The organism is Hymenobacter polaris, from assembly GCF_012927305.1.
GTDB lineage: Bacteria > Bacteroidota > Bacteroidia > Cytophagales > Hymenobacteraceae > Hymenobacter > Hymenobacter polaris.
On the sequence record NZ_JABBGH010000002.1, the window covers coordinates 1156451 to 1173094 of the forward strand.

Annotated in this window: 13 protein-coding genes; 6 read left to right on the plus strand and 7 right to left on the minus strand. The window is 62.9% G+C overall.

What is annotated here, in order from left to right; genetic code table 11:
• The first annotated feature begins 153 nt into the window (after positions 1 to 153).
• Positions 154 to 1083 (plus strand): cation diffusion facilitator family transporter, encoded by a 930-nt coding sequence (locus HHL22_RS15100; protein WP_169532170.1) that lies wholly within the window; start codon positions 154 to 156, stop codon positions 1081 to 1083.
• Between the two features lie 304 nt (positions 1084 to 1387).
• Here the strand turns inward: HHL22_RS15100 and HHL22_RS15105 are convergent, their stop codons facing one another.
• On the minus strand, positions 1388 to 3808 hold the full coding sequence (locus tag HHL22_RS15105; RefSeq protein WP_169532171.1) for a TonB-dependent receptor: 2421 nt from the start codon (positions 3806 to 3808) through the stop codon (positions 1388 to 1390).
• A 241-nt stretch (positions 3809 to 4049) separates the two neighbouring features.
• Here HHL22_RS15105 and HHL22_RS15110 point away from each other — a divergent pair, with 241 nt between their 5' ends.
• Positions 4050 to 4859, plus strand: coding sequence for a serine hydrolase (locus tag HHL22_RS15110; protein WP_169532172.1), 810 nt, complete (start codon positions 4050 to 4052; stop codon positions 4857 to 4859).
• Positions 4860 to 5060: 201 nt separating this feature from the next.
• Complete coding sequence (locus HHL22_RS15115) at positions 5061 to 5288, plus strand: hypothetical protein (protein WP_169532173.1); 228 nt, start codon at positions 5061 to 5063, stop codon at positions 5286 to 5288.
• 53 nt (positions 5289 to 5341) lie between these two features.
• On the opposite strand, the gene HHL22_RS15120 is transcribed toward HHL22_RS15115, so the two are convergent.
• The 4 genes from HHL22_RS15120 to HHL22_RS15135 all read right to left on the minus strand — a co-directional run bounded on the left by HHL22_RS15120 (position 5342) and on the right by HHL22_RS15135 (position 9688).
• Complete coding sequence (locus HHL22_RS15120) at positions 5342 to 5965, minus strand: NAD(P)-dependent oxidoreductase (protein WP_169532174.1); 624 nt, start codon at positions 5963 to 5965, stop codon at positions 5342 to 5344.
• A gap of 131 nt (positions 5966 to 6096) precedes the next feature.
• Positions 6097 to 6852: a succinate dehydrogenase/fumarate reductase iron-sulfur subunit gene (locus HHL22_RS15125; protein WP_169532479.1), complete on the minus strand. Its 756-nt coding sequence runs from the start codon at positions 6850 to 6852 to the stop codon at positions 6097 to 6099.
• 149 nt (positions 6853 to 7001) lie between these two features.
• Entirely contained in the window at positions 7002 to 8936 is a 1935-nt protein-coding gene (locus tag HHL22_RS15130) for a fumarate reductase/succinate dehydrogenase flavoprotein subunit (protein ID WP_169532175.1), read from the minus strand.
• Positions 8937 to 8950: 14 nt separating this feature from the next.
• Entirely contained in the window at positions 8951 to 9688 is a 738-nt protein-coding gene (locus tag HHL22_RS15135) for a succinate dehydrogenase cytochrome b subunit (RefSeq protein ID WP_169532176.1), read from the minus strand.
• Between the two features lie 278 nt (positions 9689 to 9966).
• On the opposite strand from HHL22_RS15135, the gene HHL22_RS15140 reads away from it, so the two are divergent.
• Both HHL22_RS15140 and fabD read left to right on the plus strand, forming a co-directional pair.
• Complete coding sequence (locus HHL22_RS15140) at positions 9967 to 12816, plus strand: T9SS type B sorting domain-containing protein (RefSeq protein WP_169532177.1); 2850 nt, start codon at positions 9967 to 9969, stop codon at positions 12814 to 12816.
• A gap of 106 nt (positions 12817 to 12922) precedes the next feature.
• Complete coding sequence (gene fabD / locus HHL22_RS15145) at positions 12923 to 13837, plus strand: ACP S-malonyltransferase (RefSeq protein ID WP_262888385.1); 915 nt, start codon at positions 12923 to 12925, stop codon at positions 13835 to 13837.
• A gap of 134 nt (positions 13838 to 13971) precedes the next feature.
• On the opposite strand, the gene folK is transcribed toward fabD, so the two are convergent.
• Entirely contained in the window at positions 13972 to 14496 is a 525-nt protein-coding gene (gene folK / locus HHL22_RS15150; RefSeq protein WP_169532178.1) for a 2-amino-4-hydroxy-6-hydroxymethyldihydropteridine diphosphokinase, read from the minus strand.
• Positions 14497 to 14666: 170 nt separating this feature from the next.
• A complete protein-coding gene (locus HHL22_RS15155) occupies positions 14667 to 15524 on the minus strand; it encodes an alpha/beta hydrolase family protein (protein WP_169532179.1) in 858 nt (285 codons plus the stop codon).
• Between the two features lie 117 nt (positions 15525 to 15641).
• Between HHL22_RS15155 and HHL22_RS15160 the strand changes: the two genes are divergently transcribed.
• A complete protein-coding gene (locus HHL22_RS15160; RefSeq protein WP_169532180.1) occupies positions 15642 to 16631 on the plus strand; it encodes a polyprenyl synthetase family protein in 990 nt (329 codons plus the stop codon).
• The last annotated feature ends 13 nt before the right edge of the window (positions 16632 to 16644 follow it).

The window sequence follows — 16644 nt, forward strand, 5'->3', positions numbered from 1 at the left end:
CCGCGGGGCGCGGCTCTGGCCAGGGCCGGCAACACCGCCGGCGCGGGGCTAATAGCCCTTAGGCCCCGCAAAGGTACCAAGCCCGCGCCCAAAGCAGCTTTTGCGCGCCCGCTGCCGTACTACCGGCTGCCTTCCCTTAACTTCTAAACTGCCTTGGCTACCGCTCCCCAGCCGCCCGAATCGAAAACCGCCATCGTGGCCGCGCTGGTGGCCAACCTGGGCATTGCGGCCATCAAGTTCGTGGCGGCGTGGTTTACGGGCTCGTCGGCCATGCTCTCCGAGGGCATTCACTCGCTGGTGGACACGGCCAACGAGTGGCTGCTGCTGCTGGGCTTGCGCCGCAGCCGCCAGCCGGCCGACGAAAACCGGCCCTTTGGCTACGGCAAGGAGCTGTATTTCTGGGCGTTCGTGGTGGCCATCTTCATTTTTGCCCTAGGGGGTGGGCTCTCGCTCTACGAGGGCATCGAGCACCTGCGCCACCCCGAGCCCCTGCAAAGCCCCGCCTGGAACTACGTGGTGCTGGGGCTGGCTTTTTGCTTCGATGGCTACTCCTTTCTGGTGGGCCGCCGCACCTTCAATGCCCAGCGCGGCCGCCAGCCCTTTTGGCGCGCCTTCCGCACCAGCAAAGACCCCTCCACGTTCGTGGTGCTTTTTGAGGATGCCTCCGACCTGCTCGGGCTGCTGTTGGCGTTCCTAGGGGTGTTTTTCAGCCACTTCTTTCAGCAGCCCTGGCTCGACGGGGCGGCCTCGGTGGGCATTGGCTTGCTTCTGCTGGTGGTGGCCGGCCTGCTGCTGCGCGAAACCAAAAGCCTGCTGCTGGGCGAGCCCGCCGACGCGGCACTGCTGCGCCAGGTAACCGCCTTGGCCCAGGCCGAGCCGGGAGTGGTGCGCGTGGCCGCCCCGCTCAGCACCTACCTCAGCCCCCACGAAATCCTGCTGGTGCTGCCCGTCGAGTTTGCCCCCGAGCTGCCCGCTGCCGAGCTAACGCAACTGGTAGAGAAGCTGCGTGCCGCCATCAAGCAAGCCCAGGCCGACATCAAGCACGTCTTTGTGCAGCCCGTGACACCTAGGGAAAACGAGTAAGCACTAACTAAGGCCGTCCTGCTGAGCCCCGCGAAGCACTCTACTGAACGATACAGCGTGGTAGAGATGCTTCGCGGGGCTCAGCAGGACGGCCTTAGTTAGTATATCTGTTCCCAAATAAGAAAAATTGAAAAGAACGTCATGCTGAGCTTGTCGAAGCATCTCTCCCGCGTAAGTAATTCCTGGCGTTAGAACTACTGCCGCGGTAGAGATGCTTCGACAAGCTCAGCATGACGTTCTGTTTCGAGAAGTTTAATTTGGGAGCAAGTCTAGTGCTTACGCAAGCAGCCTGCCTGCTAGTAGCTTAGAACTTGAGCGCCACCTGCCCGATGATGCTGCGCAGCTTCTGCGGGTTGATGGTGGTATAGCCTATCCAGTAGTGCGTATTGGTGAGGTTGTCGGCCTTCACCGAGAGGCGGTAGCGCGGCTGGTCGTAGAAGGCGCTGGCGTTGAGTACCGTGTAGGCGGGTAGAATGAACACGCTGCTGGTAGTGTTCTGAATGCGGTTGTCGCTGGCGTAGTTGCCGCCCGCGCCCAGCCCTAGGCCCCGCAGCGGCCCTTCGCTGAGGCGGTAGCTCACCCACAGGTTGGCCAGCACCGGCGAGCTGGCCGTGTTGGGGCGGCGGCCCTGCTCGTCGGCAGTCGATACGGCCAGCTCCGAATAGTTGTAGGAGAAGCCGCCCACGACGTTGAGCCCTTTGGCGGGGTTGGCAATAATATCAACCTCCACGCCGCGGCTCAGTTGCTCGCCGTTCTGCGTCTGCGCGTAGAACGAGCCGATAGTGGGGTCGTAGCGCAGCAGGTTCTTCACGTAGATGTTGTACAAGCTCAGCGTGGCCGTGAAGCGGCCCCCTAGGCGGTCAAACTTCACCCCGGCCTCTACCTGGTTGGCCTGCTCCAGCTTGGCATTGACGGAAATAGGCTGAGTGGGGTTGGCCGCAGTGGCGGTGGTGTAGAAGCCGGGGTTGCGGAAGCTGTTTTGGTAGTTGGCAAACACCGACAGCTGCTCGGGCACCAGCTGGTACACGGCCCCGAACTTGGGCGAGTAAGCCGTTTGGTTGTAGCTGGCTTCGGGGCCGAAATAAGTGCCGCCCTTATTGGCAAAGCGGTCGATGCGCACGGCGGCCAGTATATTCAGCCGGTCGGTAATATTGAGCACGTCCGACACAAAGGCGCTGTAGGTATTGCGCTCGTTGTCAACCAGGTAAGGATAGGCGGAAGTGCCAGCGTTGGCAGCTTCCAGCGCGGCCCCGGTGAAATTACTGTAGTTGTAGCCGGCCCGGATGGGCACCACGTCGAAACCATAGTCCAGAAACAATTGGCTATTGCGCAGGTGCAGGAAGTCCAGGCCTACCACCACGCGGTTGCGCAGGTTGCCCAGCAAGAAATCGCCGTTAAATAGCTGCTGCACTTCCGTCAGGTTGGCGCGGCTGTCGCTGGTGTTCTGGCTGCGGCGCTCCAGCGAGTCTTGGCTGGCCAGGCCGCGGCGGTTGCCCCGCAGGTAGAAGTACACGCCCCCGCCGTCGGAGTAGCTGCTGCTATACGTGTAGTTGGTAGACGAGCGCCAGGCCGGCGACAGCTGGTAGTTGACCTGGCCAAACAAGTTGACCGAGCGGCTCTTGGCCCACAGTCCGTCGCCGGTGTACGCCTGGCGGTAGTCCAGCGGCAGCTCGTCGGCCCGCGAAGCCCCTAGGGTAGTGGCAGTGCCCTGCGGGAAGAACGTTTGCTTGGTGGTGCCGGTGCCGGTTTGCAGCTCCCCGTCGAGCGTAATGCTCAGCTTCTCGCTGGGCCGAATGGTAAGGCTCGGAGCCACGGCGTAGGTGCGCGAAAAGCCGGCCGTCTGGAAGCTCTTTTCGTAGTTCCAGGCTCCATTCACCCGAAACAGGATGGTCTTGGCCGAGTTGAGCGGCGTGTTCAGGTCGAGCGCCACGCGGTTGAAATTGTAGCTGCCGCCGGCGTAGCTCAGCTCGCCGCCAAAGTGGTCGTAGGCGCGCTTGGTGACGCGGTTGAGCAGGCCGCCGTAGGAGGTGAGCGAGCTGCCGTAGAGCGTGCCCGACGGACCCTTGATAACTTCCAGCTTCTCTAAGTTAACCGCGTCGATGGTGTTCGTGACGTTGCCCACCAGCCCGTTGCGCAGCTGCGTTTGCACGATGAAGCCGCGCATGGCGTAGTAGCTGCCGCCGTCGCCGGCGCGGCCCGTGGCCTCCCACATGCGCTGCAGGCCGGGCACGTTGCGCGTGGCGTCGTCGGCCGTAAACACCAGCTGCTCAGTCAGTAGCTCCTTAGTCACGGTGTTGTACACCTGCGGGTTTTCCACGTTTTTGAGCGGCATCTTGGCCACGTCGTCGCTGTTGGTGCGGCTGAACTTATTGGTGCGGTTGCCGCTCACCACCACTTCCTTCAGCTCGGCGGCGCTCTCGGCCAGCGAGAAATTCACCGTGGCCGTTTGGCCAGCCGTCACCGTCACGCTCTGCTGCTCGGTTTTGAGCCCCACCGCCGACACTACCAGCGTGTAGGTGCCCGGCGCCACCGGCCGAATCATAAAGCGGCCCTGGTCGTCGGTAATGTCGCCCTGGGGCAAGCCTTGCAAGCCCACGCTTACCGCCTCCACGGCGCCGCCGTTGCGGTTGGTGACGCGGCCCCGGATGCCGCCCGTTGATTGTGCAAATGCTGCACTGGCCCACACGAGCAGCGCCAGCGAAAAAAAGTGGCGGATAGAATTCATGGCATCTATTTAGACATATTCTAAAAACATGCAAAACAAGCACCGCGACCCGCCTGCTGCAAAACCACTAGTTGCCCTAGGTTAACCATTTCGGCTTTGTCGGGTGGGCAAGTGCCTAGGTTATCAACTGTTTAGATTAATTCTAAAAAGCTAAAATATTTTCGCCAGTTATGCGCCGGCTAGGCGCGCACCAGCTACTTATGGGGGTTGGCGCAGGCGGGCGCAGGCTTTAACTTGCCGTATGATTCGCGGCAAACCTGGCCTGGTCCTGCTGTGGCTGCTGCTGCTAGCCGGGCCCGCCCGCGCCCAGCTGCGCCGCCTGCTCGGCCCCGCGCCCGACACCACCGGGCTGGCGCGCGTACTGGCCCGGCCCGACTACTGCCGCCTGCAAATCAGCCTGGTGCGCATTCGGCGCGACGCGCAGGGCCGGCCCCACACCGCCCGGCCCGTGCGCTACCACCTGCGCCCGCGCCAGTACTTCTACCCCGCCAGCACCATTAAGCTGGCTGCCGCCGTGCTGGCCCTCGAAAAGCTGGGCCGCTTGCGCGCTACCGTGCCGGCCCTAGGCCTCGGCTCGTTCATGCGCACCGACTCGGCCTTTGCGGGCCAAACGCGCGCCTGGCGCGATACCAGCGCCGCCAGCGGCCGAACCAGCCTAGGCCACTACCTGCGCAAGATGCTGCTGGTGAGCGACAACGACGCCTACAACCGCCTCTACGAGTTTGTGGGCCCTAGGGAGCTAAATGCGGGCCTGCGCCGCCTGGGTTTGCGCCACGCCCGGCTGGTGCAGCGCCTGGCCATCGGCGACAAGCCGCCCGGCTCGCGCCACACTAACCCAGTGCGTTTCTTTGCCGATACGGCCGGCCGGCAGCTAGTTTACGCGCAGCCGGCCGCCTACTGGCCCGCTGCCTACCCCGCCGCCCGCTTCCGCCCCGCCAGCATGCGCGTGGGCCGCGCCTACCTGGGCCGCCACGATTCGCTCCTCCACCAGCCACTCGACCTAAGCAAGGGTAACCTATTCGCTCTGCGCGACTTGCAGCGTTTGCTGTAAGCCATTGCGCTGCCCGAAACCGTACCCGCCCGGCGCCGCCCCGCCCTCGACTCGGCCGACCGCCGGCAGCTACTGCTGGCCCTAGGGCAGCTGCCGCCCCAAAGCCGCTCGCCCCGCTACGACTCGCTGCGCTACCCCAGCACCTACGCCAAGTACCTGCTGGGTGGCGGGGGCCTGGCGCGGCTGCCGCCGGGCGTGCGCGTGTACAATAAAATCGGCCAGTCCTACGGCTTCCTCACCGACGACGCCTACGTGGTAGATGCCGCGCACGGCGTGGAGTTTCTGCTGGCCGCCACGCTCTACGTGAATGCCGACGGCGTGCTCAACGACAACAAGTACGAGTACGATACTATCGGCTTCCCCTTTCTGCGCGACCTGGGGCGGCGGGTGTATGAGGCGGAACTGAAGCGAAAAGCCGCTGCCCGCTAGCTGGTAAGCATTGGTGCGCCCGCTCCTGGTGGCGTTTCGCTCAGTCAGAGGCCCTAGGTGTTGGTTACCGTCACGGCCTGGCCTAGGTAGGTATCACTCGTGAGCTGCTCGACAATAAACTGAGCCAAGTCGGTGCGGGTAATGCTGTGAGCTTTGGTTTCACCCGTCACCACGTGTGCCTGGCCGGTGGCCGGGTCATTGCTTAGGTAGGGCGGGCGCACCAGTACGAAGTCCAGGTTGCTTTGCTGCACTTCGGCTTCCATGGCCGCTTTGTCGGGGGCAGCGCCGCGCAAAAAGGTGGGCAGCAGCAGGTGCTCGTAGAAGAAGGTGGCCTGCTCCTTACTATCGCCCACGCCCAGCACCGAAATAGCAATGAGCCGACGCACGCCGTGCTGCTGCATGGCCGCCACGATAACCTTCGCGGCAGCTTGCTCAAGGTGGGTGCTCAAGTAGGGCGTTTTTCCCCCGATGGCGTCAATTACCGCGTCTTGACCAGCCACGGCTTGGCCAACAGCGGTGGCATCGGTCGCGTCGCCGGTTTTCACCTGCACCCCCGCGGGCGCGTGGTACTCGTCGGGGTGGTGCACCAAGGCCGTTACCGCGTGGCCAGCCGCCAGCGCTTTTTCAACTATCTGCTGGCCCGATTCGCCCGCCGCGCCAATGACTAAGACTTTCATGGGATGGAAGCAAGAAGTTTACGGGCAATTCCTACGCGAGCCTCCCCGCTTGGTTATTGCTCAGTAAGCACAAAAGGGCGCTCCGGTCAAACCGGAGCGCCCTTTTAGTAATTATCTCACCCTAGGGTCTTTTAGGCCAGGTTATTCGAAGCGGCTTTCGCCGTCAAGAACTCGCGGTTCAGGATGGCGATGTTCTCCAGCGAGATGCCCACCGGGCACTCGGCCGCGCACGAGCCGATGTTGGTGCAGGCGCCAAAGCCCTCGATATCCATCTGCGCCACCATGTTTTCGACGCGGGTAGCGCGCTCTACCTGGCCCTGCGGCAGCAGGGCCAACTGGCTCACCTTGGCGCTCACGAAGAGCATGGCCGAGGCGTTTTTGCAAGCCGCCACGCAGGCGCCGCAGCCGATGCAGGTAGCAGCTTCAAACGCCCGGTCGGCAATATCCTTCGGAATCGGAATCTCGTTGCCGTCGGGTGCGCCGCCGGTGTTCACGCTCACGTAGCCGCCCGCCTGAATAATGCGGTCGAAGGCCGAGCGGTCGACGCTGAGGTCCTTGTTTACTGGGAAGGAGTTGGCGCGCCAGGGTTCAATGGTAATCGTGTCACCATCCTTAAACTTGCGCATGTGCAGCTGGCAAGTGGTCGTGCCCTTTTCGGGGCCGTGCGAGCGGCCGTTGATGAACAGGTCGCACGAGCCGCAAATGCCCTCGCGGCAGTCATGGTCGAAGGCTACCGGGTCCTGGCCTTGGTGCAGCAGGTCCTCATTAAGCACATCCAGCATTTCCAGAAAAGACATTTCGGGCGAGATGTCTTTTACTTTATAGTCCACAATCCGCCCCTCGGTTTGGCGGTTGGGCTGGCGCCACACACGCAGCGTCAGGTTCATCGGTTTAGCGTTGGGATTCGAGCCGGCCATTTTGCAAAAAAGAACATCAGGCTAAGCTTGCTGAAGTAGCTCGGCCGTACAGCTAACCCTATGCGTTAGAAATGCTTACGCGGTAGAGCTGCTTCGGCAAGCTTAGCCTGACAGAAATATTATTTATAACTGCGCTGCGTGAGCTTCACGTTCTCAAACGTTAGCTCTTCCTTGTTGAGACGCTCAGGCTGGTTTTCGCCCATATACTCCCAGGCTGCTACGTAGGCGTAGTGCTCGTCGTCGCGCAAGGCCTCGCCCTCGGGGGTTTGATACTCCTCGCGGAAGTGGCCGCCGCAGCTTTCGTTGCGGTTCAGGGCGTCGTCCACCATTAGCTCGCCTAGCTCGATGAAGTCGGCCACACGGCTGGCTTTTTCGAGGGCCTGGTTCATCTCGTCGTTGCTGCCCACCACCTTCACGTTGGTCCAAAACTCCTTCTTGATTTTCTGAATCTCGGCTTTGGCATACTTCAGGCCTTCGGCGTTGCGGGCCATACCGCAGTACTCCCACATAATGTGCCCTAGGGCCTTGTGGAACTCATCGGGCGTCTTGTTGCCGTTGATGCTCAGCAGCTGCTCAGTGCGGGCCTGCACGCCAGCCTTGGCTTCAGCAAAAGCCGGGTGGTCGGTGGTGACGGGCTTGGGCGGCGTGGCAGCCAGGTAATCGCCAATGGTAGAAGGAATTACGAAGTAGCCATCGGCCAGTCCCTGCATCAGGGCCGAGGCCCCTAGGCGGTTGGCGCCGTGGTCCGAGAAGTTGCACTCGCCGGTGGCGTAGAGGCCAGGCACGGTGGTTTGCAGGTTGTAGTCAACCCAGAGGCCGCCCATGGTGTAGTGCACCGCCGGGTAAATGCGCATGGGCTGCTTGTAGGGGTCCTCGTCGGTAATCTTCTCGTACATCTCGAAGAGGTTGCCGTACTTCTGGCTCACCGCTTCGGCGCTAGTGCGCTTGATAACGTCGGCAAAATCGAGGTACACCGCCAGGCCCGAAGCCCCCACGCCGCGCTTTTCGTCGCACATCTGCTTGGCATTGCGCGAGGCTACGTCGCGCGGCACCAGGTTGCCGAAGGCGGGGTACTTGCGCTCCAGGAAATAGTCGCGGTCATCTTCGCCAATGTCTTGCGGCTTCACTTCGCCTTTGCGCACGCGCTCGGCCAGCTCCACGGTTTTGGGAACCCACACGCGCCCGTCGTTGCGGAGCGACTCCGACATCAGCGTCAGCTTCGACTGGTAGTCGCCGCTCACCGGAATGCAGGTGGGGTGAATCTGCGTGAAGCAGGGGTTGGCAAAGTAGGCGCCTTTTTTGTGGGCCCGCCAAGCAGCCGTGGCGTTGCAGTACATGGCGTTCGTGCTCAGGTAGAACACGTTGCCGTAGCCGCCGGTAGCCAGCACCACGGCGTGGCTCGCGTGGGTCTGCACCTCGCCCGTCACCAAGTTGCGCGTGACGATGCCGCGGGCCTGGCCGTCCACCACTACCACGTCGAGCAGTTCCGAGCGGGTATACAGCTTCACCTTGCCGTAGGCTACCTGGCGGCTGAGTGCCGAGTAAGCCCCTAGCAATAGCTGCTGCCCGGTTTGGCCGCGGGCATAGAACGTGCGGCTCACCTGGGCGCCGCCAAACGAGCGGTTGGCCAGCAGCCCGCCGTACTCGCGGGCGAAGGGTACGCCTTGCGCCACGCACTGGTCGATGATATTGACCGATACCTGGGCCAGGCGGTACACGTTGGCCTCGCGGGCCCGGTAGTCGCCGCCTTTAATAGTGTCGTAGAACAGGCGGAACACCGAGTCGCCGTCGTTCTGGTAGTTTTTGGCCGCGTTGATGCCGCCCTGGGCCGCGATGGAGTGCGCCCGGCGGGGCGAATCGTGGTAGGTAAAGGCCTTCACGTTGTAGCCCAGCTCGGCCAGCGACGCGGCCGCGGCGGCTCCGGCCAGGCCGGTACCCACCACAATCACGTCGTACTTACGCTTGTTAGCCGGGTTCACCAGCTTCACGTTGAACTTGTGCTTGTCCCATTTTTCGGCCAGGGGGCCTTCGGGCGCTTTCGAGAGCAGTTCCATAGTTGACTGGGCAGTTAGTTGAACGCCAAGGTGAGCTGGTGCAGCACGGCTGGCATATCGCTCAGCAGCGCGCCCTTCTCATTGGTAAAGAAGAAAAAGTAGAGCGGCATCGAAGCGAAGCCCGCCGATACTATGACCGCGAAAGCGTAGCCAAAGTTCTTGATGAGCGGCATGTATTTGCGGTGGTTGAGCCCTAGGGTTTGGAAGCCCGAGCGGAAGCCGTGCCACAGGTGGTAGCCCAGGCTGGCCTGCGCCGCCACGTAGAGCAACACATACCACCACTGGTGAAACGACGATACTACCAGCTTATACAGGTCATCATTCTTGTTGATGTCCGGGTCGAGGGTACCGAAGCGGGCGCGCCAAAAGAAATTGTACAAATGCACCAGCAGAAAAATCAGGATGATGGACCCTAGGATGCCCATGTTGCGCGAGGTCCATTCCGAGTTTTGCTCGGCGTGAAACTGGTCGTACTTGTGCGAGCGGGCGCTCTTGTTGCGGGTGGTCAGCATCAGCGCCTCGTAGATGTGAAAACCAAAGCCCAGCACTAGGCCCCATTCGATGGTGCGGATGATGGGGTTATGCCCCATAAAGTGCGAGTACACATTAAAAGCGACCCCATCGTCGTTCTTAAAGAGCTGGAAGTTGCCAATCAGGTGCACAACCAGGAAGGTGCACAGAAACAAGCCCGTGAGGGACATGATAATCTTGCGCCCGATGCTACTAGTGAAGGTTTTTGTAAACCAATTCATATAACTTACAACCGAAAAAGAGTCTATTTACCGCGCCCAAAGGTAGGGCCGCCTCCGTTGCCAGCCCAAGTCGGGCGGCTTATTTGGAATAGTTCAAAAATAACTACCGCGTTTGCGGCCTTTACGCCGTGAATCAATCCCTGCGAAAAGCCGTTAGCGGCTAGCTAAAGGTGGGTATGGGTTCAACCACCGCCCCGAAAAAAAGGTTGGTTGCCCGGCCGAAATAAGTTTTGGCCCTAGGCCCTGTTTTCTTGCTTGCTCTTGTTCTTCCGTTCTCCATGCAACATTCTTTATTCCCCGCAAAGTGCAGTAAGCTGGCCGGCTGGCTGCTGGGCTTGCTGCTACTGCTGGGCCTGCAGCCTCAGCTGGCCCACGCCACCCACATCCGAGCCGGCGACATCCAGTCGAAGGTGGATACGGTAGCGGGCAACCCCAACCGCATTTTCTTTAAGCTCACGCTGTACTGCAACCCGGCCAATCCGCAGTTGCAGGCGACCTCCATTCTGTTTTTTGGCGACGGTACCCGTCAGGAAAGCCCCCGCGCCTCCAACGTGCCGGTAAGTACGGACACCAACATCTACACCTATTATTTCGACCATACTTTCCCGGGGCCCGGTAGCTACACCGTCAGCTTTGTGGGAGAAAACCGGGTGGGCGATGTCGTTAATATGACGGGTTCGATTGGGCAGACCTTCTACATCAACTCCGTTATTACCATCGACCCTACCCTAGGGCGCAATCACTCGCCGGTGCTACGGGCGCCGGCCATCGACAAGGCGGGCCTATACAAGGTGTTTTTGCACAACCCGGCCGCCTACGACGCCGATGGCGACTCCTTGTCGTACAAGGTATTGTATAGCCAGCAGGTGCCCGGTGGCATCCCGGCGCCGCCCAACAACTCGCCCGTCCCCGCCCGGTGCACGGGCTTCGTTTTCCCGGCCGACCCCAACCTGGTGCCGGGCGCAACGCAGGTTACGTATCCAGGCATTCCGAGGCCCACTACTACGCCCGCCACTTACACGCAAGATGTGTACACGGGGCAGATTATGTGGAACGCCCCAGCCAAGGTGGGCTACTACAACGTGGCCATGACGGTAGAAGAGTGGCGGCGCTCGCCGGGCGGCTTTAAGCGTCTGATTGGCACGGTTATCCGCGACATGCAAATTCAAGTGCTAGCCACCCAGAACCTGCCGCCGCAGCTCACGGTGCCGGCCGACATCTGCGTGCAGGCCGGGCAGACGGCCACGCTCAACGTCACGGCCATTGACGGGCAGAGCACGGACACGACGCCCACGCCCGTCACGCTCTTTGCCTACAGCGGCACCATCCCGCCCGCCACCTTTACCCAAACCCGCACCGGCACCTCCGTGGCCGGCACCTACACTTGGCGCACCGACTGCAGCAACGTGGCCAAGGAGCCCTACCTGGTCGTCTTCAAGGCCCAGGACAGCCCCGGCACCGGCAACCCCATTCTCATCGACGAGAAGCCCGTGCGCATCACCGTCGTGGGCCCGCCGCCCCAGAACCTTAAGGCGGTGGTCAGCGGCACGACCGGCGTCCTGTCCTGGGACCCATACGTCTGCTCGAATGCCAGCCAGCTGCTCATCTTTCGGCGCGAGGGCTGCTACGACTACACCCCGGGGCCCTGCGACGTAGGCTTGCCCGCCTCGGCGGGCTACACCCAGATTGGGGCCGTGCCCGCCACGGCCACCACCTACGCCGACAACAATAACGGGGCCGGGCTGACCCGGGGCACGCAGTACTCCTACCGCATCTACGCCGTTTTCCCCCTGCCGGCGGGTGGTAGCAGCCTCGTGTCGAACCAAGCTTGCCTGCAGCTCTCGGGCCGCTCGGCCCTTCTTACCAACGTGGACGTTACGCTGCCCAATACGACGGGCCAGATTACGGTGAAGTGGACCCGTCCGCGCAACGACGATGGCTCGACTACGTTCCCGACGCCCTATGGCTACCGCCTGAGCCGGGCCACCGGCGCGGGACCCTTTACGCAGATTGCCGACGTACGCAACAGCCTGGCCGACACCACCTTCGTGGACTCGGGCCTGAACACGGAGGCCAACCAGTACCGCTACCAGCTCGTGTTTTACCGCACCCTCACCGTCAACGGTACGGCCAGCGAGCTGGCCGACCCGGCGGTGGTCGCCAGCAGCGTGCGCACGAGCCTGGTGGCCAACGGCAACGCCAACACCATCAGCGTCAACTTCGCCTACCAGGTGCCTTGGGACAACAGCCAGCAGCCGGCGCGCATCTTCCGCCGCACGGGCACCACGGGCGCCTACGCCCCGATTGCCACCGTCACGCCGGGCGCGGCCACGGGCAGCTACGTGGACGCCGACCCCAGCCTGCAGCGCAACCAGACCTACTGCTACTACGTGCAGACGGTGGGCCAGTACGCCACGCCGGTCAATAGCGCGGGCGCTAGCATTTATACTAATCTGCTCAACAAGAGCCAGGAGGTGTGCGCCACCTTGCGCCCCACCCCCTGCACGCCGGTGCTGAGCTTGCGCGTCATCAACTGCGACAGCCTGGCGGCCCTGCCCCAGTACCCGGCCCCCAACCAAAGCTACCAGAACAGCCTGAGCTGGACGGTGGGCTCGACCCCCGCCGGCTGCCAGGCCAACGCCGCCTACTACCGCGTGTTCCGGGCTACCAGCGCGGGCGGGCCGTTTGCCCTGCTCGACTCGACCACCCAGCTCCGCTACCTCAACCGCCTCTTGCCCCAGCAGACCTACTGCTACCAGGTGCAGGCCGTCACGGCCACCGGCGAGCGCAGCGCCCTGAGCAACGTGGCGTGCCAGAGCGAGTGCGTCTTCTTCCTCCTGCCCAATATCTTCACCCCTAACGGCGACGCCCTCAACGCCACGTTCCGGCCCAAGACCAGCTCGCCCGTGCGCCGCACCCACGTGCAGATTTTCAACCGCTGGGGCCGCAAAGTGTACGAGAGCGACCAGCACCCCTACATCGAGTGGCAGGGCGACGGCACCAACGGCGAGAGCACGGGTAGCGGACCACTGGCCGACGGCATCTACTACTACCTGGCCGAGGTGCAGTTTGCCGACTCCAATAACACCCAGCGCGTCTACAAAGGCTGGGTCGAACTCATCCGCTAAGGCCTAGGCCCGCGCCAGCTGCAAAAGCCACCCCGGTTCCGGGGTGGCTTTTTTGCCGTTATTTTGCCCGGCCCGCAACGGTTGCGGGCCGCGCTAAGCTGTTGTTTTGACTCCTTCCCACCCTTCCGCTACCACCACGACGGCCCTGGTTTTTCCGGGGCAGGGCTCGCAGTTTCCGGGCATGGCCCGCGAGCTGTACGCGCAAAGCGAAGCCGCGCGCGCCTTGCTGCTGCAAGCCAACGATATCCTAGGGTTCGACCTCACCAAAATCATGTTTGAGGGCAGCGAAGACGATTTGCGCCGCACCGACGTGACCCAGCCAGCGGTGTTTGTGCACTCGGTGGCGCAGTTTGTGGCGCTGCCCGGCTTGCAACCCAGCATGGTGGCCGGCCACTCGCTGGGCGAGTTTTCGGCGCTGGTGGCGGCGGGGGTGCTCACGTTTGCCGAGGCGCTGCCCCTGGTGGCCCGGCGCGCCCAGGCCATGCAGGCTGCCTGCCAGGAGCAGCCCGGCACCATGGCCGCCATCCTAGGCCTTTCGGACGAGGCCGTGGAGCAGGGTTGCCAGCAAGTAGCCGCCGCGGGCGACGTGGTGGTGGCCGCCAACTACAACTGCCCCGGCCAATTGGTGATTTCGGGCTCGGCCACCGGCGTGGCCAAGGCTTGCGAGGTGCTGAAAGCGGCCGGTGCCAAGCGCGCGCTGCCTTTGCCGGTGGGCGGCGCCTTCCACTCGCCCCTCATGCAGTCGGCCCAAGCTGCGCTGGCCGAAGCCATCGAAAAAACGACTTTCCGGCCCGCCCAGTGCCCGGTATACCAAAACGTGGATGCCGCGCCGCACCGCGACCCGGCCGAGATTAAGGCCAACCTGCTGGCCCAGCTCACCGCCCCCGTGCGCTGGACGCAGAGCGTGCAGACCATGTTCCGCGACGGCGCCACTACTTTCCTAGAGTGCGGTCCCGGCAAGGTGCTGCAAGGCTTGGTCAAGAAGATTGAGCCGACCGCTACGGCGGGCTCAGTAGCCTAGGCTGCCATGTGCCAAGCCAAGGGGTGGCCAGGCCGCGCGGCTTAGCCACCCCTTGGGTATTCCCTAGGGGTTGGTTTTGCACTGCAGCCGCGTCAAGGTCAGCAAGTGGGGCTGCTGCCGGCAGGTAGCGGCCGTTAGGAGCCGGCGGGTGCCAGCGGCTCGGCCACGCCGCCCAGCCAGCGCCAGGCGGGCAGCGTGTCGGGGCACTCTTGCAGCAGCGTAGCAATGGTTTGGCCCAGCTGGGGATGGCGCAGCTGGGGGGCTATTTCGGCCAGCGGCAGCAGGGCAAAGCGCCGGCTGGGCAGGGCCGGGTGGGGCACCGTCAAAAAGGGCGTCTGCATGATGGTAGTGCCAAAAAGCAGCACGTCCACATCAAGCGAGCGGGCACCCCAGCGTTCCAGGCGCAGGCGGCCTTCCTGCTGCTCGGCGGCCAGGCACACGGCCAGCAGTGCCTGGGCCGGCAGATAGGTGTCAAATGCTAGCACTTGGTTGAGAAAAGCGGGCTGGTTTTCGACGCCCCAGGCGGCCGTTTCATAAATGGCCGACTCGGCCACCAGGTCGCCGGCGGTCGCCAGCAGCTGCTGGCGGCCCGCCGCTAAGTGAGCGGCGCGGTCGCCGAGGTTGCTGCCCAGCAACAAGTAAGCAAGTGTCGAAGCCATAGCCAAAAAGCGGAAAAGAGTGAGGAGGTAATCAACTTAACTGGCGCTGCTCAACAGGTGCCGGGAACCTACTCGTCGGCGCCCACCCAGGCCCTAGGGTGCCTGTGGGCAACAAAGCCTGGCAACTGCGACGTTACGCGCTTGTCAACCAATGCGATAGCGGGAACTACTCAGGCCAGGCCGGCAAAAAAAGCCGCCGTGCGCTCGGCCGCGGCGCGGGCCGGGCCAGGTAGCTGCGCCGCTAGCCAGGGATGCGCCCCCCCGAAATTATGCGGCGCATCGCTGAGAATGAGTAGCTCGGCGTCAGGCTTTTGATTTTTAAGTTGATACGCAGCTGTTAAGGGTACTGTTTCGTCGGGCTCGCCGTGCACCAGCAGTAGCGGTTGGCGCAGGCGGGGCAGCCGGCTGGGCAGGTCGAGGCGGGGCAGGTGGGCGAAGTAGTTTTCGGCCAGCTGGTAGTACAGCGGTAGTTGCTGGCCGGTGCGCACGTTGGGCACGTGCAGCACCCCGGCGCGCTGCCAATCGGCCAGTATCTCGGCGGGCCAGCGCGGGTGCAGGTCGGCCACGGCGGCCCAGGTGGCCACGGCCCGCACCCTAGGGTCTTCGCCGGCCTTAAGCAGCACAATGCCGCCGCCGCGGCTGTGGCCAATGAGGTAGAGGCGCTTTAGGTCGAGCAGGGTGGGGGGCAGGGGCGTGGCGCCCGGCGTGTGCAGGGCGTCCAGCAGTTGGCCCAGGTCGTCCAGCTCCAGGCAAAAATTGTTGTGCCCAAACGCTTCCAAATCTTCCAGGTCGCCGGTGCCGCCCACCACCACGCCATTGTGCGAGAGGTTGAGCTTGACGAAGACGAAGCCCTGCTCGGCAAAGAAATCGGCCAGCAGCCCGAAATGCCCCCAGTCTTTGAACCCCTTGAAGCCGTGCAGGAAAACTACCACCGGCTGGGGCTGGCCGGTGGCCTGGTAGGTAGCATCGGCGGCGAAGGGCCGGCCGTGGGCGGGGCCGGTAAGCGTAAATTCTACGTGGGTAATCATACTGGCAAAATAAGGCGTGGCGGGTAGCCAGCGGGCTAGGTAGCCCGCGCCCCCTAGGGGCCCGTTTAACGCCGTACCAACTGGCAGCCGTATCATTGCGCTGCTTTTCCTGCCCGCATGGCTTCTTCCCTCGACCGCATTCAGGCCCCCATTGCCACCGAAATGGCCGAGTTTGAGGAGAAATTTCGGCAGTCGATGCAAACCAAGGTGCTGCTGCTCGATAAGATTATGGGCTACATCGTGCGGCGCAAGGGCAAGCAGGTGCGGCCCATGTTCGTGTTTCTCACGGCCCGCGCCACCGCCCAAGACCCCGCCGCCCCACTGCCCGAGGCCGTGTTTCGGGGCGCCGCCCTCATCGAGCTGCTGCACACGGCCACGCTGGTGCACGACGATGTAGTGGATGAGAGCAATTACCGCCGGGGCTTCTTCTCCATCAACGCGCTCTGGAAGAACAAGATAGCCGTGCTGGTGGGCGACTACCTACTGAGCCGCGGCCTGCAGCTGGCGCTGGAAAACGACGACTTCGACCTGCTTAAAATCGTGAACCGCGCCGTGCGCGAGCTAAGCGAAGGCGAGCTGCTGCAAATTGAGAAGGCCCGCCGCCTCGACATCACCGAGGACGTGTACTTCGACATCATTCGCCAAAAAACCGCCTCGCTCATTGCCTCCTGCACCGCCGTGGGGGCCGCCGCCAGCGGGGCCAGCCGCGCCACCGTGGAGCGCGCGCGCCTGTTTGGCGAAAAGGTAGGCATGGCCTTTCAAATAAAAGACGACCTGTTCGACTACGGCACCGCCGAAATTGGTAAGCCGGTAGGCATCGACATCAAGGAGAAAAAGATGACGCTGCCGCTCATCTACTCCTTGCAGCAAGCCAGCTGGCTGGAAAAGCGCCGCGTCATCTTCAACGTAAAAAACAACGCTGGCCACCGCGACCGGGTGCAGCAAGTCATCGAATTTGTGAAGCAGTCGGGCGGCCTCGACTACGCCATCCGGGCCATGTACCGCTTCCGCGACGAGGCGCTGGCCATCCTGCACGAGTTTCCCGCCTCAGCCGCCCGCGACTCGCTGGAAGCCTTGATAAACTACACCGTCGAGCGCGAGAAATAAGCCGACACCCGGC

Excerpts from the sequence above, each read along its gene's own strand:
- HHL22_RS15105 (WP_169532171.1), bottom strand. The coding sequence starts at position 3,808 with ATGAATTCTATCCGCCACTTTTTTTCGCTGGCGCTGCTCGTGTGGGCC.
- HHL22_RS15110 (WP_169532172.1), top strand. The coding sequence starts at position 4,050 with ATGATTCGCGGCAAACCTGGCCTGGTCCTGCTGTGGCTGCTGCTGCTA.
- HHL22_RS15120 (WP_169532174.1), bottom strand. The coding sequence starts at position 5,965 with ATGAAAGTCTTAGTCATTGGCGCGGCGGGCGAATCGGGCCAGCAGATA.
- HHL22_RS15125 (WP_169532479.1), bottom strand. The coding sequence starts at position 6,852 with ATGAACCTGACGCTGCGTGTGTGGCGCCAGCCCAACCGCCAAACCGAG.
- HHL22_RS15130 (WP_169532175.1), bottom strand. The coding sequence starts at position 8,936 with ATGGAACTGCTCTCGAAAGCGCCCGAAGGCCCCCTGGCCGAAAAATGG.
- HHL22_RS15135 (WP_169532176.1), bottom strand. The coding sequence starts at position 9,688 with ATGAATTGGTTTACAAAAACCTTCACTAGTAGCATCGGGCGCAAGATT.
- HHL22_RS15140 (WP_169532177.1), top strand. The coding sequence starts at position 9,967 with ATGCAACATTCTTTATTCCCCGCAAAGTGCAGTAAGCTGGCCGGCTGG.
- folK (WP_169532178.1), bottom strand. The coding sequence starts at position 14,496 with ATGGCTTCGACACTTGCTTACTTGTTGCTGGGCAGCAACCTCGGCGAC.
- HHL22_RS15155 (WP_169532179.1), bottom strand. The coding sequence starts at position 15,524 with ATGATTACCCACGTAGAATTTACGCTTACCGGCCCCGCCCACGGCCGG.
- HHL22_RS15160 (WP_169532180.1), top strand. The coding sequence starts at position 15,642 with ATGGCTTCTTCCCTCGACCGCATTCAGGCCCCCATTGCCACCGAAATG.